The following is a 24,395-nucleotide window of genomic DNA, read 5'->3' as shown; positions in this document are numbered from 1 at the left end:
AACATGCCATCGGCCGAAGCATCCCGGGACCACGGGCCGCCACAGGCGGGCACGCTGGAAGCCTATTGGGAGCAGGGTTGGGAAGGGCGCATCGAGTACGCCTTCGCGCCCGACAGCGGTTCGCCGCAGCCAGTCTTCCTTCAGCCGGGCGATCTCCTGACGATCTTCGCGCCCGATGGCGCGGTGCTCTGGGAGGGCGCCATCGACCTGGTCGCGGTGCGCTGGTGGGACCGTCGCCCACCCGATCCCATCCAGGTCTGGTCCTACCAGAAGCAGCGCGGCGTCGCCTATGCCGACTGGGTGCGCTGGTTCTGGCAGCGCCCGCCGTTGCGGGCCGAGTTGCGCAGCGGCGAACCGTCAAGGGTGCGCTGAACCAGCATCGCGCGAGGTACCGGAAGCTCGAATCGTTGCTTCGTTGCATCGCAGCAGCGCCGTGCACAGCTTCGCAATCGCGCTCCAGCGGATGCACGAAAATTGCGCCGTCCTGCGTGAGAGCTTGTCATGCGCACCTTGATCGCCCTGCTGCTGACCTGCCTGGCCGCACCCGCCGCGGCGCAGACGCCGCAGGTGGACTACGACATCGTCTACGTGCGCCAGCCGCGCCTGGGCGACCAGACCTTCACTTGGTGGCCGGAGGTGTTCCATCCGGCGCGGCTGGATCCGGGCGCGGACCTGATGCTGCTGCACCCGGACGGCAGCGAGGAGGTGCTGGTGGCCGGTGGCAACGGCGGGGTCACCGATCCGGTGGTGTCCTTCGATGGCCAGTCGGTCTACTTCGGGCGCTTCCCGGACCTGCGCACGGAGAACCTGAACTACCAGCGCGACTTCCTGCCGGAGCAGGGTGCGGACCTCTGGCGCATCGACATCGCCACCCGCCAGCTGACCCAGCTGACGCACGGCGAGTTCACCCCCAACACCGGCGCCGGCCACTGGCATCCAACGAATCCGCTCGATCCGCCGGAGGGCTACAACCGCCTCGGCTACGGCGTGCTCAACCTCGGGCCGATGCCGCTGCCGGACGGGCGCATCGTTTTCACCAGCAACCGCAACGCCTTCGTGCCGCCGAAAGGCTTCACGATGCCGACGCTGCAGCTCTTCGTCATGGACGCCAACGGCGAGAACGTCGAGGCGATCGCGCCGATGACGATTTCCTCGGCGCTGCACCCGACCATCCTGCGCTCGGGTGAGCTGATGTTCTCCAGCCACGAGGCGCAGGGCCTGCGCGACGAGCGCCTGTGGGGCATCTGGGGCATCTGGCCGGACGGGCGCAACTGGCGGCCGATCGTCAGCGCCTTCCACGACGCGCGCGCCTTCCACTTCATGACCCAGGCCGGCGACGGGCGCATCGTCGTGGTCGATTACTACAACCTCAACAACTCGGGCTTCGGCACCCTGCTGACGATCCCTTCGGCACCGCCATCCGGCCAGGCGCCATTCCACCCGGCCTTCCTCGACCAGAACCCGGCGCTGCCAGAGACCCTGTCCTTCGGCCCCTACCAGTTCCAGATGCACTTCACGCCGCGCGGCGCGCAGGTGCTGACGCCGTTCACCCATCCGGAGGACGAGGCCGCGCCGATCGGTGCTGGCGGCGCGCGCGTCGGCAAGCTGTCGCATCCCTCCGGCGCGCCCGGCAACGATCTGCTGGTCGCATGGAGCCCGGGGCCGGTCAACCACCTCGACCGGCCCACCCAGTTGCCGCGCATCGACAGCGGCATCTACCTGATCGACCAGATGCAGACGGTGACCAACCCGAACCAGTTGGTGCTGGTCAAGAACAGCCCGAACTACAACGAGGCCTGGCCGCGCGCCCTGGTGCCCTACGCGGCCATCCACGGCATTCCCGCGCCCGCGATCAAGCCCTGGCTGCCGAACGATGGGAGCGTCGACACGCGCCTGCCGGCCGGCACCCCGCACGGGCTGGTCGGCTCCTCCAGCGTCTACAAGCGCGAGAGCTTCCCCGGTCACACGCGCAACGGCTACGAGAGCTATCACGGGCTGGATGCCTTCAACACCGCCGAGAACGGCCAGAGCCCGAACTGGTTCACCCAGGGCAGTGACGCCGGACGCTATGCCAACAGCGACATCTGGGCGCTGCGCATCGTCGCGATGGAACCCAACACCCACCGCTCCTATGGCCCCAACGAAGGCCAGCATTACCGCTCGCACGCCAACGAGCGGCTGCGCGTCCTTGGCGAGATCCCGCTGCGCAAGCGGAACGCCCAGGGCCAGCCGGTGCTCGATCCGGAGGGCAATCCGGACACCAGCTTCCTGGTGAAGCTGCCGGCCGACACGCCGTTCACCTTCCAGTTGCTCGACCGCCGCGGGATGCTGCTGTCCGCTTCGCAGACCTGGCACCAGTTGCGGCCGGGCGAGAAGCGCGTCGACTGCGGCGGCTGCCACGCGCACTCGCAGCAGCCGCTGGCCTTCGAACAGACCGCGGCGGCGGCGCCTGGCTACCCTGCGCACGACCTTGGCGCATCGACGCCACTGCTGGCGCCGGTGACCGGCGGCGGCGATCCGGGTCTGCGGATGGCCCCAGCCGGCACCTGGAACGTCGAGTTCAAGCGCGACATCCGCCCGCTGCTGCAACGCTCCTGCGTCTCCTGCCACAGCGGCGCCGCGCCGGCCGGCAACCTCGACCTGGGCAGCCTCACGAATGTCGATGGCTTGCCCGGCGACTACTTCCGCCTCGCCGCTGACCGCGACGGCCAGTTCGGCTACCCGCCGCTGATCGGCAGCTGGCGCCAGAGCAACGCCAGCCGCTACATCCGCGCCTTCCAGAGCCGCCGCAGCCTGCTCGTGTGGAAGCTCTACGGCCAGCGGCTGGACGGCTGGAGCAATGCCGACCACCCGACCGAGTCGGTCCCCGGCAATCCGGCGACGCTGCCATCCGGCGCGGATCCTTCGCTCGCGGACCTCGATTACAGCGGCACGATGATGCCGCCGCCGGGCTCCGGCGCGGTGCCGCTGAGCGAGGAAGAGAAGCTCACCATCGTGCGCTGGATCGATCTCGGCGCGCCGGTCGACACCGGCAGCGGCAGCGCCGCGGCCTACGGCTGGCTGCAGGACGAGTTGCGCCCCACGCTGAGCGTCAGCGCACCGCGCACGGGGAACAACGGGCCACTGACCGAGCTGCGCTTCGGTGTTGCCGATGCCTACACCGGCATCGACGCCGCCAGCCTGGATGTGCGCGCCGACTTCACCGTCAACGGCCGCGCGCCCGGCACCCAGCTCGCGGACCTGGTCGAGGATCTTGGCGATGGCCGCCGGCGCCTGGCGCTGTCCGCACCCATCACGCAACTGGCGCGCGGCGTGCTGACCATCGCCATCGCCGACCAGCAAGGCAACCTCAGCCGCGTGCAACGGGTGTTTGCGGTGGATGGCGGGGCAGGACTGTTCGCCAACGGGTTCGAATGAGTTGGATGAAACCGGGCGCTTCTGAGTAGGCCGGTGTAGCGCGCAGCGCTTCACCGGCAGAGCGCCGCAGAGCCGCTTTGCGGCACTACGGCCTACGCAACTACGCATCCGATTTCCTGATTCGTACCAATCCTCATCGCCGATGGACCGGCGATGCGAAAAGCGTTCGGACAAGGTCCGGACCCACAGATGCCGCGAGCTTGCTGTGCGTGGGTTTGGACCTTGTCCAAACGCTGTTGCTTGGGGTGCTCCGGCGATGAGGACTGGTACGAATCAGGTCCGGTTTCCCTGGCTGGGTCCCGGCGCGAGTTCGGCGCGTGGGTTGGCCTTGATTGCACGGGTTGGGCCGGGGATTGCGTATCTCCCAGCAACGCAGCCACCGGCTGCTCCTGGAGCGCATGCATGCGTGCAGTTTCATTGGCCCTGGCCATGCTGGTTCTCGCCAGCACCGCCAGCGCTGGTTCGCCCACGATTCGCTGGCCCGACACTACGCCGGGTGGCACCTGCACCGGACTCGGCCTGCAGCAATGCATCGATGCGGCGCCAACCGGCGTGCAACTGCGCGTGGTCCGCGGCAGCGGCCCAACCCCGCGCTATCACGCCATTCCCGGCACGCTGACCATCCGCCGGGCGATGTACCTGCGGGTGGATCCGGGCGTGGACGCGGTCTTGCCCGAGGGGGCCGACATCATCTGCCGCCCGGCCGCGGGCGCGTCCGGGTACTGCGGGATCGAGGGCTTCACGCTGCGTCGCGGCAGCATCGTGGTGGATGCGCTCAACGCCGTCCCGTCGGCCGTGCTCATCCAGCGCAACCGGATCGGCATCCCGCCCGCCGCGCAAGCGAGCGCCGGCATCGAGGTCTCGATCCTGAACTCGGCCACCGCAGATTCCTGGGATGTGGAAGCCGTGGGCAACGTGCTGTTCTCGACCGGACCCGATGGGGCCACCGGCATCAGGATCGCCCATGCCCTGGATGCCATTGGCGCACTGCGCGCCCGCGTCTCCGACAACCTGGTCGAATCCAGTCACCCCCAGGGCATGCGCAGCGGCATCTTCCTAATCCGCCGGCGCGGCGACGAATGGCGCGCCGAGCGCAATCTGGTGCGCGGGCCGACCGACACCAGCGCCGTCTCCGGACTGATCGTCATGTCGCAGGTGCTGGAAGGGTCCACCAGTCCGCTGCGCATCGCGGACAACTGGGTCCACGCCGCGCGCAACGCCACCGGTGCCGGCATCCTGGTCAATGCCATCGAAGCCCCGATCGCCATCCAGGCGGTCAACAACAGCGTGATCGAAGGCACCAAGGGAATCGAAATGAACTCGGTCGGCGCCGGCGGCGTGATCGACCTGCACAACAACCTGGTGGTGGGCCAGAGTTCCTTCGGGATGCACGTCGCCGCGTCCCAGGCGATCATCCGCGAGAGCCACAATGCACTGTTCGCCAACGCGGCCGATGCCAGCGGCTTCACGTTGTCGCCGACCACCTTGCTCAGCGATCCGATGATCGAGCGCCGCGATTTCCCGCGGCCGCGCGCCGGCTCGCCGCTGGTCGACGCCGGTGACGCCAATGCCTGGGTGGCGGGCGCGGGTGCGGCGATCGGCGATGTCGCCGGCGATCCGCGCGAACTGGGCGCGGGCATCGACATCGGCGCCTTCGAATGGAATCGCCACCGGGTGTTCCAGCACACCGTCAGCAGCGACAACCTGACCGCCAACCACACCCTGTTGCCGCCCGAGATCGCGGACACGGACCTGCCGGTGGCGGTGGGCCTGCGTGACGGCAGCAGCAACGCACAACTGGACCAGACCCTGGGGCTGTGGAGCCCGTCAGGCGGGCGCCTCGCGATCTACCACGAGCAGCAGTTGCCGATGTCGGTCGGGCAGAGCTTCATCGTCGCGCGGCTGGGGGACGCCTTTCCGTTCGCCTTCGCCCACGACAGCCTGACGCCCGGCCCGTGCACCGCCGTCAGCGGCCTCAACGATCGCTCGGTGGCCATCGCGATGCACCGCTTCGAGGGTCCTGCCGGTGCCGCGCTGCTGCCCGCGCCGATCAGCTTCCTGCGCGAACCCGGCACTGGCTGGATGCTCTGCGACGAGCGCAACCTCGCCATCCCCGCGGACCGGCGCTTCCATGTCGTGGCCCCGCCCGCCGACTCGGCCAATGCCTTCTTCACGCCCGCGCTGGAACAGTTCGACAACCAGATCCCGCTGGCGCATCGCCTGCTCGACGGCACGCCCTGCGCCTTGCCCGTCGTGGGCCGCGGACACGACACGAGCCAGTCCTTCATCCCGTTCAACCCCACACCCTTCGCCCTGCAACACACACCCCCAACAGGCCCCGGCGCCCCCTCGCGCTGGGTCGTGCATGCAGTCGGCAGCCAGCCCAGCCCGACGTTCACCTCCGGCGGATCCTCCTTCAACGTCATCCTCAGCGGCGCCCAGGCACTCCGCTGCCGGGTAGACGCCGATCTGCTGCGCAGCGGGTTCGAGTAGGTGTGCCGACGAAAACGTGGTGTGTTGGGGCGGGAAGTCCGGTTGCTCAAACCAATGGCCAGTCGATGATTCCAAGCGCATCGGCAGTGTTGAGTGCGCATGTGCCATCAACACTGAGCCGCTCGCGGCGCTGAAACGCGACGACCGCGTTCAGAGTTGTGCGGCCGTAGTGCGAGTCGATTTGGCCGGGTTCCAGAAGGCCAACTTTCGCGAGTGCGTGCTGGACTTTGGCAACCAGTGGTCCTGTACTACCAAAGCGCAACAGGCAGGGCACCGAGGCGGGTGGCGCCGTTGCGACAGCTTCAGCCTCACCGCCATTTGCCAAAATCAATGAAAACGATTCCTGCGCACTGGCGTATGCGGCGTCGCGGAGCCGGGGCCAGCATCCGATGTCTCGCGAATTCGAGTAGCCATGTCGGATCGGATAACCCGCCACAACGATGCAACCTGCGCTCTCGAAATTGGGTGGGAAGTCGCTTGAAGTCGTATCCGTGTAGCCGGCATGAAGATTGTCGCCCGGCGTCCCCACGGTGATCACATCGTCGTCGTCATAGTCGAGGTCGTCCTTGGTTCGTTGATACGGAAAAGGTTGTGCTTGTCGGAAGGCGACATGAGAACCGTGCCCGCCAGCGCCCGGGTGTGTGCCCTTCGCAAATCGAAGCAGGCCGGGGGTCAGGCAGTTCGTACCTTGCCCTGACTTGTTGAGAGCCATCTGAATGTGCTTCTGATGTGGCACGGTGCTGGCGGGACAGGCCATCAACTGTCCGCTGCGCAGATCCGCCCAGCCCACGGTGCAGCGCAGACGCAAGTAGTCCACCGGAATCTGGCGCAGAGATTTAAGGGCTGTCTTGGTGACGTCCTGCAGATTTGTCGGCAGGCAGCCGCGGAATGCGAACAGCACGATGTCGTCGGTGATGGAGTAATGGTGAGCTTCAATGAGGCGCGCAAGATGGGCGACGGAGAAGTTGAACATGCTGAAGTACCCCGATCAGCGTCAGGAAAGTTGCCAGGTCTCTCCGGCCGTCTCGGCGTAGTTGCCCGGATCCAGTAGTGCGTAGGCAGGAATGCAGTAGCTGAGTGCCCGGCCACTGCCGTCGTCCGGAGTCCCGGCGATATGCATGCCGGCCAGTCTTGGTTGGGCGAATCCAATGACCAGCGGACTCCCGCTGTCACCCGGTCTCGTGCGTTGACTGCTTGGCAACTCCAGTTCCACCAATGGTCCGACCGTCGCGATGAAGCTGTAAAGGCGAGGACACGCACAGATTGGTAGCTTTCCGACTCGGCCGTCAGAGCTTTCCGACAGCCGGTGCCTGCTGTTCGCGTAATGCTGCGCCCCATGACGCAAGCCCGCTCCCTTTTGGTCCCCGCCAACGCCCACGGCGTCTATCACTGCGTGTCGCGCTGTGTACAGTACGCCGCGCCTGGCTCTGCGGCCAGGATCCATTGACCGGCTCGGATCACGAGCATCGCTGGCAATGGGTCGAAGATCGCCTGGCGCAGTTGGCTGAGCTTTATGTCGTCTCGATCTGGGCCTACGCGGTGATGAGCAATCACCTGGATGTGGTGATCGAGATGCATGCCGACGTCGCGCGGGACTGGGGCCCGGACGAGGTCGCCGCCCGCTGGCTGAGGCTGGCAACGGTTGAACCACAGCGAGCGTACCGCGCCGACCTGAGCTGGCGCCGGTGCTGGGTATTCGCGGCCTGTCGGTTACGGCGCCCTCAACCGCCGACTACATCGAACTGGTCGACATGACCGGCCGCCAATGGCAGCCCACCAAGCGCGGGCGGATCACGGGGAAACCGCCGGCCGTTCTTGAACGCTTCGGCATGGACTCACGGGCGAGGCCGCCTAGGCGCCGGTGTCGCGTCCTAGCCGGCCGCCTGGTCGCGCGCGTAAGCTTGCTGCACGCCGGCGGCATCGCTGACGCGCACGCCGTCGGCGCCGGCGATGAACCAGTGATACTGGAAATCCGGGCTGGTCTGCGGCACCCACGCCCGCGCGCGGTTGTGGGCGCGTGCCTCGACGCTGCGGATCACGTAACGCGAGCCGTCGTCGTTGCCGTGGCGCCAGGTGGCGCCATACAGGGCCTGGCAGATGAGTTCGAAGCCTTCGCGCTTCAACGCAATACCCTCTGGCCAGTCCTCGGCCGAATCAGGGTGGTCGCCCTGGCCCCAGTCGGCCGGCACCAGAGCGTACAGGATCAAGGTCTTTGGGCCCGGCGCAACGAACCCGCCAGGCAGTTCCAGTCCGTCGGAGATCACGATTACGAACAGCCGTTTCATGGCGGGCTTCCGGTGCGGGACCATCGCATCCTGCGCCGAGTGAGCGTCGCCGGCAACGGGTAGGCAATGCCCGCGCCGCGTGCGCCGGCGGACGCTTCGACTTCCGCCGGATGAGCGTCTGCCGGGGCGCCGAGTCCGATCTCTTGGCCGAAGCTGTGGCGCGTGGAACCCTGAATGGCGGCCCCGTGGATCCGGCATCCCGCCGATTGCCCTAGGCTCACGCCGGGCGATGCAACCTCCGGTACGGGCGAAGTCGTGCGCTTTCGCGGCAGCTGTCGTTATCCAGCGGGTCGCCGACAGGAAACGCGCATGAGTGATGCTCAGGTAGGCGATACCGCCGGGACCGCACGGCCGCGACGCTTCTGGCAGGGCGTGCTGGTTGCGATCGCGCTGCTGTTCCTCTTCAGCGGAGTGATGATCGCGACCGGTCGGGTTGCGCTCGACAGCGTCGGGCTGGTGCTGGGCGGCATCGACCTGCTGGCGCTGGTTGCGCTCGCCGGCCATGCATGGCGACGGCCCTTGCGTGGTGCCGGCCTGCAGTTGCTGGTCCTGCTGCTGGCCGTCATCGAACTCGTGCGCGCGGCAATCGTGGTCATCGGCGTGTCTCCGAACCTGATGCCCTGGAATGGCGATCAATACGCCTGGCAGGCGCTGTGGATCATCGCCACGGTGCCCTTGCTGGTGCTGCTCGGCGTCGGCCTCTACGGCTACGCAACGGACCGCAGCCACGCGACATGAGCCGATTGCGGATGCGCCGGCAACGGATCGAAGTGCCGCACCAGCAGATCGTTGCCACGACGCTCCAACAGATTGACACTGAAGAACCACGCCTCACGCGGGTTGAAACGAATCCGAGCCATCGAGTCAGATCCTGCTGGCGAGACATTGTCCTGCACTACGGTTGGCAACGGTCGTGCCACAGCAAGAGCACCGCGCCGACCTGAGCTGGCGCCGGTGATGGGTATCCGCGGCTTGTCGGTAACAGTGCTCTCAACCACCGAGTACATCGAACTGGTCGACATGACCGGCCGCCACTGGCACCCCACCAAGCGCGGACGGATCAGGGGAAAGCCGCCGGTCATCCTTGCCCGCTTCGGCATGGGCTCAAGCGAGTGGACCGACTGTGTGCGCGCGCTCAAGCCCGGTGAAGGCTTCTGTCGCGTGATCGGGAGTGAGAGTGCGTTCCTCGACAAAGCCGCCGAGATCGGCCAGTGCTGGTTGCGCGGCCTGGGCGTAGTGTTCCCTCTCGAACTGAGTGCGACAGCCCATCCTTTTCGGCGCCTGGGGGCGTTGGCTTTGGCCGGCACAACCTGTTGAAAGCACGAAGGATTCCGCCGCGAGGGGCGTGTGCGCATGCGGTCGGCTGAGGAGTCGATGGGTGTTCTTGCTCGCTGCTTTTCTTCGGTGTCCCAGCTTTTCCGCCCGGCTTTTCCCGGAATCGGACGCCGTGTTTCAATACTTGCGGCACCAGACGTACGCTTCAAGCAAGAAGGCGAGCGCAGATGGATCAGGAATCGAGCAAAGCCTACGCGCACCTGGTGTGGTGCACCGAGCATCCGGAATCGGAATGGCGTCGTGTGCCGCGGGCGCATCTCTCCGATGCGGCAAGAAACGTGCGCTTGGTCATGGACTTGCTGGGAGACCTTGATCGTCTTGGTTGGGCCGCCGAGTATCCCGAAACAGTGGCGCTGATCCACGCGTATTCTCCGGATGAACTCACGGAAATCGGCGACGCCATCGCGTCCGTCGGCGGCACACGCGCACTTCGGTACCTCAATCTCCTGGTTCGCCATCTTCGCGGCAGACGCGATGACACCCCGATGCAGCCTGCGGCGGCGCTGGCCAAGCTCGAACAACGACCGGGGCTGCAACGCGTCTTGTGGCGCAGCATGGAGATCTGCGACGAGTTGGTGATTCCGCTGAGGCGGTACCTCGAGCAGCATCAGCTAGATCGAGGGCTGACCTTTCAGGACATCGGCCACCTGTCTTCGCGTGCCCCATCCAGCCCGCAGCCTCCTCACCATCGATCGCCGAGCGATCCGAAGTTCGTCATTCTGAGATGGGACCACGAAGTCTCATTGGACTTGATTGATGCGTGGCTTGGGCAGATTGGGGGCGCAGTCCACTTTGGAGTCAAGGCAAGCCGCCTCGTCTCGAGCGTTCGTCAGGCCGGCGCCCACGAGCCCCGTCATCGGTGGTATTTCGGGCTGCCCGACAAGGAGGCCATCGGCATCCTGCGCGCTGGTCACGAACATCCACAGTTGTCGTTGGGCGCGCTCTGCGCACATCCCGATGAGTACATCGCGTCATTGCTTTCTGCTTTCGAGTGGGCGCTGGTGCCGATGATGACCATCGAGCGCGAGAGTCGATTTGCCTTCGTCAGCGACAATCCCCAACTTCAGCATCGCTTTCTGCACTTCGTTGCATCGAGCCGATTCCGACCGCTCCTGATCGGTTTCCACGATGACCCACACTTGCTCGGCTCAAGCGCTGAGGGCGCCCAGTTCGGCGAAGCGGACCAGTTCGGCCAGGTCGCCCTGCTGGCGGCGGAGGCGGATGGCGAACTCCCGCTGGTCGGAGCTCACTTCTGCATGCACAACGGATTTCGCTGGTTCCGCCTGACCGAGCAATGCGAGTGCCTGGCGATCAGAGGACCGGGCGATCCATTGGGGGCGCGTGTGGGCGCGGTATATCGTCCGCCCAATCGCGAGGTGTTTCTCGAACTCTGGTCGCGGATCGGCCGGGACGACAATATTGCCTTCCTTTCCGTGCCGGGTGGCAGTGACCCGCAACGCGTCGCCGATCACTTGGTGTGCAACCAGCCCAGCGAGATCGAAATTGCCTCACATCGATTCGGCTGGGCGTACGGACATGTATGGGGCGGCGGCGCCGACGAACACTTCGCGGTCTTCCACGCGAAGGACGCGGCGATCACAAATCGCGTGTATGACTATGCAGCCAGCCGAGTCAGCGAAGGCTGGTGGCTGAGTGGACGTTGGTCGACGCCGACCAAGGTGACGTCACCCTGAAACATCGCCCGGGCTGGCGCCACCGGCGCGCATGCCGATCAACGCGACCCCGCCCTGTAGCGGCATCGTCTTGGACTCAAACGAGTGGACCCACCACGTGCGCGCGGTCAAGCCCGAGCAAGGCTTTTGTCGCGTAATCGGCAGCGAGGCGGCGCTATTCGACAAGGCAGCGGAGATCGGCCAGCGCTGGATGCGCGGCCTGGGCGTGGCGCGTTCGCTCTCGAACTGAGTGCGTCAGGCCATCCTTTTCGGCGCCGCGGGCGCCTGGGGGCGTTGGCTTAGGCCGGACCAAGCCGCTGAAATCACGAAGGAATCCGCCGCGACTGGCGCGTGCTTCCCCGTTCGTTGGATGTGGAATCGACGAGTGTCCCAGCTTTTGGCATCTCCCGGTCAAGCGGAAGCAAGCGTCAGTTGTCCGATAGGTTCGGCCGCTGGCCGCACCCTGATTTCGATGTCGAAGCCCAGGCGGTTCAAGCAGTCCATCAGCTTGCGCTCGGACAGGTTGGTGTAATCCCCGCGCATCATGGCTGACACCTTCGGTTGCGGAATGCCCATGCGCTTGGCCGCCACCTGTTGATTCAGCCCGAGAGTGGACATCGCCTTCCTTATCTCGATCACCAGACCAGTCTTGATCTTCAGTTTTTCGGCGTCCGGCAGTCCAAGGTCGGCAAAGACGTTGCCCGAACTGCGCTGAACGTCTACGCCTTCAATGTTCTGTTTTTGCATTGCGTAGCTCCTGTGCGATCGCCTCGGCGACCTTCAGGCGAGCGCGGATGATGTCCATGTCTGCCTTCGGCGTGGCGATCCCGGTCTTGCTTTTCTTCTGGAAGCAGTGCAGGACGAACACCGCCTCCGCGAACCCCATCTGCGCCAACGACAGGGCGAAACCGAAACGCCGGCGAACACTGGGCGTCAACGCCATCAGATCCCTGTAGCTGCTCGCGATCCATACGAGCGGCCGTTCTTTGCCGTACATGGCTACCTTATACCTGTTCAGGTATGGCAACAAGCGCAGCAAACCCAGGCTGGCACCCGGTTAGCAGATCCTCGATGCACAGAAACGCTCGGCGCTCACGGCGCAACAAGCCATGAGTGGCGCCAGTGGCGCCACGGGGGATCAGGATTGAGCGTGAACGTGTCATGGCGCCGATGTTGACGACCGCAGACGCCAGCATCAGTCAGCGAAGTGCGCGGCTTGCTGTGGAAAACTCTGACTCTTGGCTATCCCTTGTCTTGCTTTGTCGAAGCGAGCGGAAGCGAGCGAAGCGAGGACACGCATGGAGAAGCGAGGACACGTGGAGAAGCGAGGACACGCACAAATCATCCGCTTTCTGACACCGCCGTCAGACTCTTCTGACAGCCGGTGCCAACCAGTTGCGCCATGCTACTTCCATGACCCAAGCCCGCTCCCTCTTGGTCCCCGCCAACGCCCATGGTGTCTATCACTGCGTGTCGCGCTGTGTACGCCGCGCCTGGCTCTGCGGGCAGGATCCATTGACCGGCGCCGATCACGAGCATCGCCGGCAGTGGGTCGAAGACCGCCTGGCGCAGTTGGCCGATCTTTACGCCGTCTCGATCTGGGCCTACGCGGTGATGAGCAATCACCTGCATGTGGTGATCGAGATGCACGTCGACATCGCCCGGTCCTGGAGTCCGGACGATGTCGCTACTCGCTGGCTGGGGCTGTACCCGCCGGAGGACGGTCAGTTCGAAGCGGCGAAGGCGCAGATCGTCGCGAACGATGCCCGGCTGGCTGTGCTGCGCGCGCGGCTCTGCAGCCTCTCGTGGTTCATGAAGTCGCTGAGCGAACCCATCGCCCGGCGCGCGAATGTCGAGGACCACTGCAAGGGCCGCTTCTGGGAAGGGCGCTTTCGTTCCCAGGTCCTACTCGACGAGACCGCCGTGTTGTCGGCGATGGCCTATGTGGACCTCAATCCCATCCGCGCCGGCATGACCTCGCAACTGAAGGGGTCCGTACACACGAGCATCCTGAAACGTATCCGAGCCATCGAGTCGGATCCGGGTGGCGAGACATTGGCATGCACGACCGTTGGCAACGGTCGCGCCACAGAACGCGCACCGCGCCGACCTGAGCTGGCACCGGTGCTGGGTATTTGCGGCCTGTCGGCAACGGCGATCTCAATCAACGAGTACATCGAACTCGTCGACGCAACCGGCCGCCAATGGCACCCCACCAAGCGCGGACGCATCACGGGAAAGCCGCCGGCCGTCCTTGGCCGCCTGGGCATGGACGCCAGCGAATGGACCGACCGCGTGCGCGCGGTCAAGCCCGAGCAAGGCTTCTGCCGCGTGATCGGCAGTGAAAGTGCGCTCCTCGACAAGGCAGCGGAAATCGGCCAGCGCTGGCTGCGCGGCCTCGGCGTGGCCCGTTCGCTCTCGAACTGAGCGCGACTGCCCATCCTTTTCGGCGCCGCGGGCGCCTGGGGGCGTTGGCCTTGGCCGGACCAAGCCGTTGAAATCACGAAGGATTCAGCAGCGACGGGTGCATGCGCTTGCGTTTGATGGCCTGGGAATCATTGGGTGTCCTCGCTTTTGGGTGTCCTCGCTTTTGCCAGGCGGGCACGCGCACCCTGGCCTAGATCACGCCAGCGTATCTCATCAAGGAGAGCGCGTGAGCTTCCCGCAGCCGCCTCGAACCTATTCCTCGGCCTCTTCTTCGACCTCTTCTTCAGCCTCTTCCTCTGCAGCCTCTTCTTCCGCTTCCTCGGTCGGCTGCGCCGCGGGTTCCGCTTCGGAAGAAACCTCCGCAGTGGGTTCGGCGGAGGCTGCGCTTCCCTGTGCCGCAGGAGCGATGTCGCCGAACATCACTTCCGGTTCCGGCATGTACTCCGGGATAACAGGTTGTTCATCAGGAGGAAAAGTAGCCGCAGCGCTGGCCTGTGCGCACATCGGCAACGCGGCGAATGCGAGGGCGACCGTAGCCATGAGCAGTTGCGATTTCATCGGTATGGCCATCGGTTCCTCGTCGCCTCTGAGTGCAGGGGGACGGTAGCACGAAAGGAAGTGGCGCGCATGCGTCCCCGTGGGCTGGATGGCTGCGATTCAAACGGCGCAGGAAGCGGACGGCAAGACGCGGACACCCGGGCAAGACGCGGACACCCAAGGTTCCAAGACACGGACACCCAACATTCTCACCACTGGGAGTTCCTCCACTGATCGGCAGCCTCTCGTGGTTCATGAAGTCAAAGCGAGGACACGCACAAATCGGAGCTTTCGGACGCGCGCGTCAGCGATTTCCGACAGCCCGCGCCAATTCAGGCGCGCATGCTCCGCACATGACGCAAGCCCGCTCCCTGCTGGTTCCCGCCAACGCCCACGGCATCTATCACTGCGTGTCGCGCTGTGTACGCCGCGCCTGGCTCTGCGGGCAGGATCCATTGACCGGCGCCGATCACGAGCATCGCCGGCAGTGGGTCGAAGACCGCCTGGCGCAGTTGGCCGATCTCTACGCCGTCTCGATCTGGGCCTTCGCGGTGATGAGCAATCACCTGCATGTGGTGATCGAGATGCATGCCGACGTCGCGCGGGACTGGGGCCCGGACGAGGTCGCCGCCCGATGGCTGGGGCTGTATCCGCCGGAGGACGATCAGTTCGAAGCGGCGAAGGCGCAGATCGTCGCGAACGATGCCCGTCTGGCTGTGCTGCGCGCGCGGCTCTGCAGCCTATCGTGGTTCATGAAGTCGCTCAGTGAGCCCATCGCCCGGCGCGCGAATGTCGAGGACCACTGCAAGGGCCGCTTCTGGGAAGGACGCTTTCGTTCCCAGGTGCTGCTCGACGAGACCGCGGTGCTGTCGGCCATGGCCTATGTGGACCTGAACCCGATCCGCGCCGGCATGACCTCGCAACTGGAAGGGTCGGTACACACGAGCATCCTGAAACGCATCCGAGCCATCGAGTCGGATCCGGGTGGCGAGAAACTGTCCTGCACGACAATTGGCAACGGTCGCGCCAAAGCCAGCGTACCGCGCCGACCTGCGCTGGCGCCGGTGATGGGTATCCGCGGCCTGTCGGTGACGGCGCTCTCAAGCACCGAGTACATCGAGCTGGTCGACATGACCGGCCGCCAATGGCACCCCACCAAGCGAGGACGCATCACAGGCAAGCCGCCGGCCGTCCTTGACCGCCTCGGCATGAACTCCAGCGAGTGGACCCACCGCGTGCGCGCGGTCAAGCCCGAGCAAGGCTTCTGCCGCGTGATCGGTAGTGAGGGCGCGGTCCTCGACAAGGCAGCGGAAATCGGTCAGCGCTGGCTGCGCGGCCTGGGCGTGGCGCGTTCGCTCTCGAACTGAGAGCGACAGGCCATCCACTTTGGCGCCGCGGGCGCCTGGGGGCGTTGGCTTTGGCCGGACGACGCCGATGAAACCAGGAAGGAATCCGCCGCGACTGGCGCGTGCTTCCCCGTTCGTTGGATTTGGAATCGACGAGTGTCCCAGCTCTTGTGTGTGCGCCAGCTTTTGCGGCGGACAGTTCCGCTGCGAGAAGTCGCACTCCAACCGGACATGCCTACCGAGACCCGCGAAAAGTCGCGACGCCGCCGCGACGAAGGAGGGACTGTGAAGGCAAATGCCAAGAACAACGACTTTGCACTAAAGGCCTGCGTGCTCCTGCAGGTCGATCTGGAAGGCCACTCTGCCTGGATGGCCAACGACCCTTCGAAACCAGATGTTGCGCGGAAACGGGTGGAGTTCGCCGAACAGCTCCGCAAGTCCGTCGGGACGAATGATTTTCGGTTGCTCTCTTGGAAAGGAGACGGCGGGGTGTACGTAGCCTCCCGCGATGGGCGACCGAATGTCGACTTCGCGGTCGATGCCGCGTTTGCGGCGGCACATTCCTTCTCGAAATGGCGTAAACGGGCACCGTCACGCTCGCTCTTGCGACTGCGCGTTTCGATTCACCTCGCAGACGACGTCTACACGCATCCTCAGGAAGGTTACTGGAGCTCGGACGACCTGAATGTGTTCTTGAAGTACGAACGCGCGATCGGCGTCAGTGGGACGATCGCCATTACGCAAGCTGTGCACGAGCATCTATCAAAAGGCACCCAGAACCGCTTCAACATCGCGCGCGATCGGCAGTTCGGTGCAGGAGGAAAGCCGCTCATTTCCAAGATTTATCACTCGTCAATACCGGCCGAAGTAGCGCTCAATCGTGATGACAAATCGGGCTTCTTTGAGTGGATCAATTCGTTGCGGCTGCCGGGAGCGCTCACTGACGATCCCGATGTCGGCCCGGAATCCCGCCGCCGATTATCGCTGGATGGAGCCAGCTTCCTTTTCGTCGCACCGGATCCCGACTCTGAACTCTCACTCGATCTGGTTGCGCGCGACAGCCCCGCGACTACGAAGCTTACTGAGAAAGAAGACTCTGCGTGGAGGGAAATGCAGGCGAAGGAACGGGCGGGCAGCGACGCCAGGGGAGATGGTCGCAAGGTATCAGCCTTGCGTGTCATTCAGCCGCTTACGGACATTCCGCTTGCGAAGATCGAATACTATGTGGAACGTTGGAGTCGCGCCCGGTCCTTCCATCGCCTTCTTGAGATGAATCCCCCGTTGAGGACGCGGCTTGCCGCCAACGTCCTCGATGTCCAAGGGAATGGACTGGCTCATCCCGGCATTGCTGGTTGCCATATGGTCATCCGGACCGCCGATGCAGGCAGGCCCCACGTTCTGCTTTGCCAACGGCAGACCAAGGGCCAGGACGGTGCGTACCATCCCGGACTGTGGTCAATCTCGATTGAGGAGCAGTTGCAGCCATCTGAAACCATCGATAGCTGCGTGCTGCGGGGGCTGGCCGAAGAACTACTGGGCCAGCAGGGAACGGCCGGAGTCACGAGTCGCGTAGTAGGTGCCGTCGTCGAGAAATCCATTCTCAATCTCAGCATTATTGTGCTTGTCGACATTCCATTGACTCTCACCGCGCTCAAGGAGACTTGGCAGACAGCTATCGACAAGGACGAGCATTGCCAAGTTGCAGCGCTCGCACTCGACAGCGGCGTACTGAAACTACTTGCGAATTCAAGATCCCTCACTCGCGAGATACGCGCGAGAATGATACCGGCCTACCCGAAAGAGTTTGACAAGAACGACCAGTGGAACTTGCATCCAACGGCACTTGCGCGAGCCGCGATGTACGCGTGGGCACAATTCAGACGCGACGGGGCAGCAGCCAGAAACGCATCCGCGCCGGCATGACCTCGCAAGTGGAGGGGTCGGTACACACGAGCATCCTGAAGCGTATCCGAGCCATCGAGTCGGATCCGGGCGAGAAATTGTCATGCACGACCGTTGGCAACGGTCGCGCCACAGCAAGCGAAGCGCGCCGTCCTGCGCTGGCGCCGGTGATGGGTATCCGCGGCCTGTCGGTCACGGCGCTCTCAACCACCGAGTACATCGAACTGGTCGACATGACCGGCCGCCAATGGCACCCACCAAGCGCGGGCGGATCACGGGAAAGCCGCCGGCTGTCCTTGACCGCCTGGGCATGGACTCCAGCGAATGGACCCACCGCGTGCGCGTCGTCGGCGGTGCGCCTGAGTTCGTCGGCTAAGGAATCGACGGGTGCCCTCGCTCTCACTCGCTTCTGCTCGCCTCTTGTGACGTGTTCTTTGTCGTCTTGTCGCCATCCTCTTTCGAACCTGTCTCGCTCCATCTTTCCGGAAATGAGCATGTAACGTATCCTTTCTGGCCCACGCCCAAACGAAGAGAGGCCGCAGTCCGTGCAACCTTTCATCGCGGCGATAATGCTGATCGGCGCATACACAATCTCGAGACTACCGCTAAGGCGCGTCGCAGGTGGAGGTTACGATCGCCGCCCCGAAATGGTAACTGCCCTCGTCATGTCTGCCATCGTAGTCCTTGCGGCGGATCAGTTCTTTGATTGGACAAAAGATTTCCGCACAGCGTCATTATCATTGGCCGGGATCTTCACCGGAATAGTAGCCACAATCGCAGGCGTTTTTCCTGAGTATCTACGTGGGAGCAAAACTGCCCGCTTCGCAGCGATACTTACAATAACCTCGACAACAGCACTTGGCATCCCAACCTGAGAACGAAGCCATGAAATCTCGCCCACCAGTGAATCTGAACGCCAAGGTCGTCGGGTTCGGCAAATGCGGCTCTCGGATGTGTTACGACTTCTTTGCCACATCGTTCGGCAAACCTCTGTCTTACGAACTGCGAACCCGCCAGGGAAATATTTTGGTTGACTATCTGCAGCATCGATGGAGCGTCGCTAAGTACTGGACAATTGACCTGTTTGGTACTCGCGCGCACCCGCTTGACGTCGAGTACTCTATTGTTGATTCGGATGGCGAGAATGAGATTGTCAAGTTCGTCGCGTATGCCGAGGAAAATGGCAAGAAGGAATCCTACGCGTTCAACGGGGATCGCTTAACTCTTGGTCAGCATGGCACGGGATGCGACTATGGCGCGGTCGCGGAAGCAATCACCAAGGAAATGCTGACGCGAAACAACAACCAACTCGCTTCAATCTTTGGAAATGACGCGACCTTTCGAATTTGGATGACCTCGATAGCCGGCGGAACAGGAAGCGGTTCGTCACTAGTAATTCTGGAGCAAGATAGGAAGCGAAAGCGAAAGAACTCAACCTACCATATGGTTATGGGTGTGCTGCCTGCTGAGCCAATTTTGGTTGTCAATGGAGACGAGCGTTCAGACCCGGATCGGAATGAAGCCATTAATGCGGGCCGATTTTTGGTCAAGTGGCTCGCCTCACAGACTCAGGCAGAAAAAGCAGATGCGTTGTTCTTGGCGAGCAACACAACGACAAAATACATCAATGATCAAGGGGTATCTGACGCATTCAAACCGGAGGCGTTGATTAATGCGTATTGCGCCTCGGTTGTATTTCAAATCGCAGAAGCAAACTCGCCGGATGCGAAATGTTCCCCTGACTATGACCCAGTGGAGATGGCTAACCGATGCACTGGTTGTGCTGTGCTTGTTGCCAAGGCCTTTCGTGAGATAGAGGAATCGCCGGATGCCGATCAGAATCGACGTGCAGCAAAAGATCTCTTGAGCAAAGCAATTTCGAACCCAACCATCGTCCGTCGTGGATCCGATGAATTCCTTAATGGGCTTTCAGTGCCCCTAAGGACCAAGGAGATTAATTGCCTTCTCGACGCGATCCAGAAAAATGATCGGATCAGAGCTTCGGACAGAATGCCGCTTCCGAAGGAATTTCAAACGGCCAAGACCATCGTCCTCCTTCATGGATTATCCGACAACGGAAATCCCGGACTTCGAAAAGGAAGCGACAGAAGAACTAGCGAAAGGAATCTTTTGGAACTCCGACGTTCACGCTTACAAGTTTAAGACTAGGTCCGATGCAGACTCACTGAGCCTCCTGGTAATCGACCCATATATCCGACAGGTTCAAAGGTTGATCTACGCTTATATATCGGCAGCTTGGTCCGACTCTGGCCTAGGTGACCTTGGATCCAAGTTAGACGAACTTCTGCTTGGTTCGAAGAAACTATGGTCAAAAGAAACCGACGGACAGTTGGATTCCGTCGATCCCGCGCTGTTGAAACTAATTCGCGAGAACGAAGATCTCTCAGCCAAAACCCTCGGGGAAACCGCTGCATCAATGATTACCAACAACAGCCACGGAAAACCGTTAACGCGCCTCTGTATGGCGCGCGCCCTTGAAGCACTGCGGATGCAGCTATCACGCCAAAGAACTCAGATTCCTCAGAGCACAATCTGAAAAAATTTGGATTCGGCGGGCCTAGGTCATCGATGGCACCCCGACAAGTGCGAGCGGACCGCGGGACAGACGCCCGGCGTCCTTGGGCGCATGGGTATTGACGCCAGCCAATGGAAGCGGAAGCGAGGACACGCACAAATCATCCGCTTTCTGACACCGCCGTCAGAGTCTTCTGACAGCCGGTGCCCGCCGGTTGCGCCATGCTGCTTCCATGACGCAAGCCCGCTCTCTCTTGGTCCCTGCCAACGCTCACGGCGTCTATCACTGCGTGTCCCGCTGTGTACGCCGCGCCTGGCTCTGCGGGCAGGATCCATTGACCGGCGCTGAACCCGATCCGCGCCGGCATGACCTCGCAACTGGAGGGTTCGGTACACACGAGCATCCTGAAACGCATCCGAGCCATCGAGTCGGATTCGGGCGGCGAGTCATTGTCATCCACGACCGTTGGCAACGGTCGCGCCACAGCAAGCGTACCGCGCCGACCTGAGATGGCGCCGGTGCTGGGCATTCGCGGCCTGTCGGTGACGGCGCTCTCAACCACCGAGTACATCGAGCTGGTCGACATGACCGGCCGCCATTGGCACCCCACCAAGCGCGGGCGGATCACGGGCAAGCCGCCGGCCGTCCTCGACCGCCTGGGCATGGACTCAAGCAAGTGGACCCACCGCGTGCGCGCGGTCAAGCCCGAGCACGGCTTCTGTCGCGTGATCGGCAGCGAGAGTGCGCTCATCGACAAGGCAGCGGAAATCGGCCAGCGCTGGCTGCGCGGCCTGGGCGTGGCTCGTTCGCTCTCGAACTGAGCGCGACAGGCCGTCCTTCTCGGCGCCGCGGGCGCCTGGGGGCGTTGGCTTGGGCCCGCCCAAGCCGTTGAAAGCACGAAGGATTCAGAAGCGACCAGCGCGTGTCTGGGTTCGTCGGCTGTGAAATCCAACGGGTGTCCCAGTTCGGCGCATCCCAGTTCGGCGTCCCGCTGTGTACGCCGCGCCTGGCTCTGCGGGCAGGATCCCTTGACCGGCGCGGATCACGAGCATCGCCGGCAGTGGGTCGCATGCGCGCCACTTCCCTTCGTGCTACCGTACTTCTGCACTCAGTGGCGACGAGGAACCGATGGCCATACCGATGAAATCGCAACTGCTCCTGGCCACGGTCGCCCTCGCATGCGCCGCGTTGCCGATGTGCGCACAGGCCAGCGCTGCGGCTACTTTTCCTCCTGATGAACAACCTGTTATCCCGGAGTACATGCCGGAACCGGAAGTGATGTTCGGCGACATCGCTCCTGCGGCACAGGAAAGCGCAGCCTCCGCCGAACCCACGGCGGAGGTTTCTTCCGAAGCGGAACCCGCCGCGCAGCCGTCCGAGGAAGCGAAAGAAGAGGCAGCAGAGGAAGAGGCTGAAGAGGAGGTCGAAGAAGAGGCCGAAGAACAGGAGTGAGGCGGCTGCGGGAAGCTCGCGCGCTCTCCTTGCTGAGATACGCTGGCGTGATCTCGGCCAAGGTGCGCGTGCCCGCTTGGCGCATGGCGATCAACAGTTCCTTGCGCAGGATGCGCAGAACCTGCTCGACCTCTGGCTGCCCGAAGGCTGCGAGTCCCCAGATGTCAGGCCGCCCGACGCCCACCGAGGTCGCGCCGAGCGCGAGCGCCTTGAAGATGTCGGAACCGCGACGGAAGCCGCTGTCGACCAGCAAAGCAAGGACACGCACGAATCCGGCGCTTTCGGACGCATCCGTCAGCGATTTCCGACAGCCCGCGCCAATTCAACCGCGCATGCTGCTTCCATGACGCAAGCCCGCTCCCTCCTGATCCCCGCCAACGCCAACGGTGTCTATCACTGTGTGTCGCGCTGTGTACGCCGCGCCTGGCTGTGCGGGCGGGATCCGCTCACCGGCGCGGATCACGAGCATCGCCGGCAATGGGTCGAAGATCGCCTGGCGCAGTTGGCGGAGCTGTATGCCGTCTCGATCTGGGCCTATGCGGTGATGAGCAATCACCTGCATGTGGTGATCGAGATGCATGCCGACATCGCGCGGGACTGGGGCCCGGACGAGGTCGCCGCCCGCTGGCTGGGACTGTATCCGCCGGAGGAAGGCCAGTACGAAGCAGCGAAGGCGCCGATCGTCGCGAACGATACCCGTCTGGCTGTGCTGCGCGCGCGGCTCTGCAGCCTCTCGTGGTTCATGAAGTCACTCAGTGAGCCCATCGCCCGGCGCGCGAATGTTGAGGACCACTGCAAGGGCCGGTTCTGGGAAGGGCGCTTCCGATCCCAGGTCCTGCTCGACGAGACCGCGGTGCTGTCGGCCATGGCCTATGTCGACTTGAACCCGATCCGCGCCGGCATGACCTCGCAACTGGAGGGGTCGGTACACACGAGCATCCTGAAACGTATCCGAGGCATCGAGTCGGATCCGGGTGGCGAGACATTGGCATGCACGACCGTTCGCAACGGTCGCGCCACAACCAGCGAACCGCGTCGACCTCAACTGGCGCCGGTGCTGGGCATTCGCGGCCTGTCGGTCACGGCGCTCTCAACCACCGAGTACATCGAACTGGTCGACATGACCGGCCGCCAATGGCACCCCACCAAGCGCGGACGCATCACGGGCAAGCCGCCGGCCGTCCTTGACCGCCTCGGCATGAACTCCAGCGAGTGGACCCACCGCGTGCGCGCGGTCAAGCCCGAGCAAGGCTTCTGTCGCGTGATCGGCAGCGAAAGTGCGCTCCTCGACAAGGCAGCGGAAATCGGCCAGCGCTGGCTGCGCGGCCTGGGCGTGGCTCGTTCGCTCTCGAACTGAGTGCGACAGGCCATCCTTTTAGGCGCCGCGGGCGCCTGGGGGCGTTGGCTTTCGCCGGACCAAGCCGTTGAAATCACGAAGGAATCAGCCGCGACTGGCGCGCGTGTCAGCGGTCGCCAGCCTGGGAATCGATGGGTGTCCTCGCTTTCTAGGCGGCGCTCCTCGACAAGGCCGCCGAGATCGGCCAGCGCTGGCTGCGCGGCCTGGGCGTGGCTCGTTCGCTGTCGAACTGAGTGCGACAGACCATCCTTTTCGGCGCCGCGGGCGCCTGGGGGCGTTGGCTTGGGCCGGAGCAAGCCGTTGAAATCACGAAGGAATCCGCAGCGAGGGGCACGTGCGCCTACGATCGTCGGCTGTGGAATCGATGCGTGTCCTCGCTTTCGCGGCGCCGCAGGCGCCTGCGGGCGTCGGCTTTGGTCGGCCCAAGCCATTGAAACCACGAAGGATTCGGTAGCGACGTACGCTGGTGTCCCCGTTCGTTGTCCGTGGAATCGATGGGTGTCCTCGCTTCGTTTCCTCGCTTCGATGGGCTGGATGTGGTGATGGCCGGCGTGTCATTGGCGGGTGTCCTCGCTTCGCGGCAGCGACCGGCGCGCGGGTCTGCGTTCGTCGGCTGTGGAATCGACGGGAGTCCCCGCTTTTCAAAGACGGTTAGTACAGAAGTGTCACGCCGCAGCCGACCCGTGCGAGAAATGCCGCGTCAGCCCGACCGTGTCCTGCACGGCACTCTATGGCGCCGTGTCTGGGACCCACCTACCATCGACCGCTGACTCCAAGTTCTCAGGACCGCTCACCCGTGCCCAAAGCCGCAACCGCCCCGAAAGCGAGAAAGGAAAAGTCCGACAGTGGCGCCAATCCTGGCTTCGAGGCCAAGCTGTGGCTGATGGCGGACAAGCTGCGCAACAAGATGGACGCGGCGGAGAACAAGCATGTGGTAATTGGCCTGATCTTCTTGCAGTACACCTCCGACAGCTTCGAGGCGCATCGCGCCAAGCTGATGGGGGGGGAGGGTGACTACGCCGGCGCCAATCCGGAGGATCCGGACGAGTATCTGACCGCGAACATCTTCTGGGAGCCGGCCGATGCGCGCTGGCCCTATCTGCAGGCCAGTGCGCGCATGGCTAGCATCGGTCGCCGTGTCGACGATGCAATGATCGCCATCGAGGCTGTCAACCCTCGGCTCAAAGGCGATCTTCCCAAGGATTACGCGCGCCCGGCGCTGGACCAGCAGCGTCTAGGTGAGCTGATCGATGTGATCGCCAAATTGAAGGGGCTTGGATACGGGGACTCCTGAAGCTCCACTAATCACCGTTGTCCCGCCACCCGAGATCCAAGCTCGCTTCGCTGAAATCACCGCCCTGTAGGACGAACGCGGCACCAATGCACTCCAACAATTTAAAACCATGGCCGTCCTGCGAGACACGTTACTCCCCCGCTCCTTGCCGGCGAAATCGCCCAGAGTTTGAAGTGCCAGGACCTGGCGGAGTACGACGTTGGGTCGAAATCACGAGAATTGGTAATTGGGAGTACGACGTTGGGTCGAAATCACGAGAATTGGTAATTGAAGGAGGGTAAAGCCGCTCCTGATTAGCGTCGAACCTCAGTGCGCCGTGCACCGGAACCATTCACAATGCC

At 63.7% G+C, this 24,395-nt stretch carries 23 protein-coding genes; 17 read left to right on the top strand and 6 right to left on the bottom strand.

Going from position 1 to position 24,395, the window contains the following annotated elements; all coding sequences use genetic code 11:
* Window positions 1-3 precede the first annotated feature (3 nt).
* From IPK27_17340 to IPK27_17330, 3 genes are all read left to right on the top strand, one after another.
* Entirely contained in the window at window positions 4-372 is a 369-nt protein-coding gene (locus IPK27_17340) for a hypothetical protein (GenBank protein ID MBK8069321.1), read from the top strand.
* A 129-nt stretch (window positions 373-501) separates the two neighbouring features.
* Window positions 502-3,417, top strand: a complete 2,916-nt coding sequence (locus IPK27_17335) for a hypothetical protein (GenBank protein ID MBK8069320.1) — start codon at window positions 502-504, stop codon at window positions 3,415-3,417.
* 402 nt (window positions 3,418-3,819) lie between these two features.
* A complete protein-coding gene (locus IPK27_17330; protein ID MBK8069319.1) occupies window positions 3,820-5,910 on the top strand; it encodes a hypothetical protein in 2,091 nt (696 codons plus the stop codon).
* Window positions 5,911-5,956: 46 nt separating this feature from the next.
* On the opposite strand, the gene IPK27_17325 is transcribed toward IPK27_17330, so the two are convergent.
* Window positions 5,957-6,883: a peptidoglycan-binding protein gene (locus tag IPK27_17325; GenBank protein ID MBK8069318.1), complete on the bottom strand. Its 927-nt coding sequence runs from the start codon at window positions 6,881-6,883 to the stop codon at window positions 5,957-5,959.
* 470 nt (window positions 6,884-7,353) lie between these two features.
* Between IPK27_17325 and IPK27_17320 the strand changes: the two genes are divergently transcribed.
* Complete coding sequence (locus IPK27_17320) at window positions 7,354-7,665, top strand: hypothetical protein (GenBank protein ID MBK8069317.1); 312 nt, start codon at window positions 7,354-7,356, stop codon at window positions 7,663-7,665.
* Between the two features lie 116 nt (window positions 7,666-7,781).
* On the opposite strand, the gene IPK27_17315 is transcribed toward IPK27_17320, so the two are convergent.
* Complete coding sequence (locus IPK27_17315; protein MBK8069316.1) at window positions 7,782-8,195, bottom strand: hypothetical protein; 414 nt, start codon at window positions 8,193-8,195, stop codon at window positions 7,782-7,784.
* Between the two features lie 309 nt (window positions 8,196-8,504).
* Here IPK27_17315 and IPK27_17310 point away from each other — a divergent pair, with 309 nt between their 5' ends.
* The 4 genes from IPK27_17310 (at window position 8,505) to IPK27_17295 (ending at window position 11,453) form a co-directional block, all read left to right on the top strand.
* A complete protein-coding gene (locus IPK27_17310; GenBank protein MBK8069315.1) occupies window positions 8,505-8,933 on the top strand; it encodes a hypothetical protein in 429 nt (142 codons plus the stop codon).
* A gap of 219 nt (window positions 8,934-9,152) precedes the next feature.
* The gene (locus IPK27_17305; protein ID MBK8069314.1) at window positions 9,153-9,512 is read left to right on the top strand and encodes a hypothetical protein; all 360 of its coding nucleotides are present in this window, start codon (window positions 9,153-9,155) and stop codon (window positions 9,510-9,512) included.
* 185 nt (window positions 9,513-9,697) lie between these two features.
* Window positions 9,698-11,224, top strand: a complete 1,527-nt coding sequence (locus IPK27_17300) for a hypothetical protein (GenBank protein ID MBK8069313.1) — start codon at window positions 9,698-9,700, stop codon at window positions 11,222-11,224.
* Window positions 11,225-11,294: 70 nt separating this feature from the next.
* On the top strand, window positions 11,295-11,453 hold the full coding sequence (locus IPK27_17295; GenBank protein ID MBK8069312.1) for a hypothetical protein: 159 nt from the start codon (window positions 11,295-11,297) through the stop codon (window positions 11,451-11,453).
* Between the two features lie 161 nt (window positions 11,454-11,614).
* Here IPK27_17295 and IPK27_17290 read toward each other — a convergent pair whose 3' ends face one another.
* Entirely contained in the window at window positions 11,615-11,950 is a 336-nt protein-coding gene (locus tag IPK27_17290) for an XRE family transcriptional regulator (GenBank protein ID MBK8069311.1), read from the bottom strand.
* Entirely contained in the window at window positions 11,931-12,200 is a 270-nt protein-coding gene (locus tag IPK27_17285; protein MBK8069310.1) for a type II toxin-antitoxin system RelE/ParE family toxin, read from the bottom strand. Before IPK27_17285 ends, IPK27_17290 begins: the two co-directional genes overlap by 20 nt.
* A gap of 437 nt (window positions 12,201-12,637) precedes the next feature.
* Between IPK27_17285 and IPK27_17280 the strand changes: the two genes are divergently transcribed.
* Window positions 12,638-13,630, top strand: a complete 993-nt coding sequence (locus IPK27_17280) for a transposase (GenBank protein MBK8069309.1) — start codon at window positions 12,638-12,640, stop codon at window positions 13,628-13,630.
* 252 nt (window positions 13,631-13,882) lie between these two features.
* Here IPK27_17280 and IPK27_17275 read toward each other — a convergent pair whose 3' ends face one another.
* Complete coding sequence (locus tag IPK27_17275) at window positions 13,883-14,188, bottom strand: hypothetical protein (protein MBK8069308.1); 306 nt, start codon at window positions 14,186-14,188, stop codon at window positions 13,883-13,885.
* Between the two features lie 332 nt (window positions 14,189-14,520).
* On the opposite strand from IPK27_17275, the gene IPK27_17270 reads away from it, so the two are divergent.
* The 6 genes from IPK27_17270 (at window position 14,521) to IPK27_17245 (ending at window position 20,772) form a co-directional block, all read left to right on the top strand.
* Window positions 14,521-15,534, top strand: a complete 1,014-nt coding sequence (locus tag IPK27_17270) for a transposase (GenBank protein MBK8069307.1) — start codon at window positions 14,521-14,523, stop codon at window positions 15,532-15,534.
* Between the two features lie 210 nt (window positions 15,535-15,744).
* Entirely contained in the window at window positions 15,745-17,436 is a 1,692-nt protein-coding gene (locus tag IPK27_17265; GenBank protein ID MBK8069306.1) for a hypothetical protein, read from the top strand.
* Between the two features lie 644 nt (window positions 17,437-18,080).
* A complete protein-coding gene (locus IPK27_17260; GenBank protein MBK8069305.1) occupies window positions 18,081-18,290 on the top strand; it encodes a hypothetical protein in 210 nt (69 codons plus the stop codon).
* 28 nt (window positions 18,291-18,318) lie between these two features.
* Entirely contained in the window at window positions 18,319-19,578 is a 1,260-nt protein-coding gene (locus IPK27_17255) for a hypothetical protein (GenBank protein ID MBK8069304.1), read from the top strand.
* 67 nt (window positions 19,579-19,645) lie between these two features.
* Window positions 19,646-19,972 carry a hypothetical protein gene (locus tag IPK27_17250; protein ID MBK8069303.1) on the top strand — a complete coding sequence of 109 codons (327 nt, stop codon included), beginning with the start codon at window positions 19,646-19,648 and terminating at the stop codon, window positions 19,970-19,972.
* Window positions 19,973-20,316: 344 nt separating this feature from the next.
* A complete protein-coding gene (locus IPK27_17245) occupies window positions 20,317-20,772 on the top strand; it encodes a hypothetical protein (protein ID MBK8069302.1) in 456 nt (151 codons plus the stop codon).
* A gap of 425 nt (window positions 20,773-21,197) precedes the next feature.
* Here the strand turns inward: IPK27_17245 and IPK27_17240 are convergent, their stop codons facing one another.
* The gene (locus tag IPK27_17240) at window positions 21,198-21,725 is read right to left on the bottom strand and encodes an alpha-hydroxy-acid oxidizing protein (GenBank protein MBK8069301.1); all 528 of its coding nucleotides are present in this window, start codon (window positions 21,723-21,725) and stop codon (window positions 21,198-21,200) included.
* A gap of 21 nt (window positions 21,726-21,746) precedes the next feature.
* On the opposite strand from IPK27_17240, the gene IPK27_17235 reads away from it, so the two are divergent.
* Together IPK27_17235 and IPK27_17230 are read left to right on the top strand one after the other, a co-directional pair.
* Window positions 21,747-22,760, top strand: a complete 1,014-nt coding sequence (locus tag IPK27_17235; GenBank protein MBK8069300.1) for a transposase — start codon at window positions 21,747-21,749, stop codon at window positions 22,758-22,760.
* Window positions 22,761-23,490: 730 nt separating this feature from the next.
* Complete coding sequence (locus tag IPK27_17230) at window positions 23,491-24,054, top strand: type I restriction-modification system subunit M N-terminal domain-containing protein (GenBank protein MBK8069299.1); 564 nt, start codon at window positions 23,491-23,493, stop codon at window positions 24,052-24,054.
* Window positions 24,055-24,395: the final 341 nt, after the last annotated feature.

Source organism: Rhodanobacteraceae bacterium (assembly GCA_016713135.1).
Lineage (GTDB): Bacteria > Pseudomonadota > Gammaproteobacteria > Xanthomonadales > SZUA-5 > JADKFD01.
This window is presented reverse-complemented; position numbering and strand designations above follow the sequence as displayed.

What these genes read in the sequence shown, in the direction of transcription:
- IPK27_17340 (MBK8069321.1), top strand. Translation starts at nt 4, where the DNA reads ATGCCATCGGCCGAAGCATCCCGGGACCACGGGCCGCCACAGGCGGGC.
- IPK27_17335 (MBK8069320.1), top strand. Translation starts at nt 502, where the DNA reads ATGCGCACCTTGATCGCCCTGCTGCTGACCTGCCTGGCCGCACCCGCC.
- IPK27_17330 (MBK8069319.1), top strand. Translation starts at nt 3,820, where the DNA reads ATGCGTGCAGTTTCATTGGCCCTGGCCATGCTGGTTCTCGCCAGCACC.
- IPK27_17325 (MBK8069318.1), bottom strand. Translation starts at nt 6,883, where the DNA reads ATGTTCAACTTCTCCGTCGCCCATCTTGCGCGCCTCATTGAAGCTCAC.
- IPK27_17315 (MBK8069316.1), bottom strand. Translation starts at nt 8,195, where the DNA reads ATGAAACGGCTGTTCGTAATCGTGATCTCCGACGGACTGGAACTGCCT.
- IPK27_17310 (MBK8069315.1), top strand. Translation starts at nt 8,505, where the DNA reads ATGAGTGATGCTCAGGTAGGCGATACCGCCGGGACCGCACGGCCGCGA.
- IPK27_17305 (MBK8069314.1), top strand. Translation starts at nt 9,153, where the DNA reads ATGGGTATCCGCGGCTTGTCGGTAACAGTGCTCTCAACCACCGAGTAC.
- IPK27_17300 (MBK8069313.1), top strand. Translation starts at nt 9,698, where the DNA reads ATGGATCAGGAATCGAGCAAAGCCTACGCGCACCTGGTGTGGTGCACC.
- IPK27_17290 (MBK8069311.1), bottom strand. Translation starts at nt 11,950, where the DNA reads ATGCAAAAACAGAACATTGAAGGCGTAGACGTTCAGCGCAGTTCGGGC.
- IPK27_17285 (MBK8069310.1), bottom strand. Translation starts at nt 12,200, where the DNA reads ATGTACGGCAAAGAACGGCCGCTCGTATGGATCGCGAGCAGCTACAGG.
- IPK27_17275 (MBK8069308.1), bottom strand. Translation starts at nt 14,188, where the DNA reads ATGAAATCGCAACTGCTCATGGCTACGGTCGCCCTCGCATTCGCCGCG.
- IPK27_17270 (MBK8069307.1), top strand. Translation starts at nt 14,521, where the DNA reads ATGACGCAAGCCCGCTCCCTGCTGGTTCCCGCCAACGCCCACGGCATC.
- IPK27_17265 (MBK8069306.1), top strand. Translation starts at nt 15,745, where the DNA reads ATGCCTACCGAGACCCGCGAAAAGTCGCGACGCCGCCGCGACGAAGGA.
- IPK27_17260 (MBK8069305.1), top strand. Translation starts at nt 18,081, where the DNA reads ATGTCTGCCATCGTAGTCCTTGCGGCGGATCAGTTCTTTGATTGGACA.
- IPK27_17245 (MBK8069302.1), top strand. Translation starts at nt 20,317, where the DNA reads ATGACCTCGCAACTGGAGGGTTCGGTACACACGAGCATCCTGAAACGC.
- IPK27_17235 (MBK8069300.1), top strand. Translation starts at nt 21,747, where the DNA reads ATGACGCAAGCCCGCTCCCTCCTGATCCCCGCCAACGCCAACGGTGTC.
- IPK27_17230 (MBK8069299.1), top strand. Translation starts at nt 23,491, where the DNA reads ATGGCGCCGTGTCTGGGACCCACCTACCATCGACCGCTGACTCCAAGT.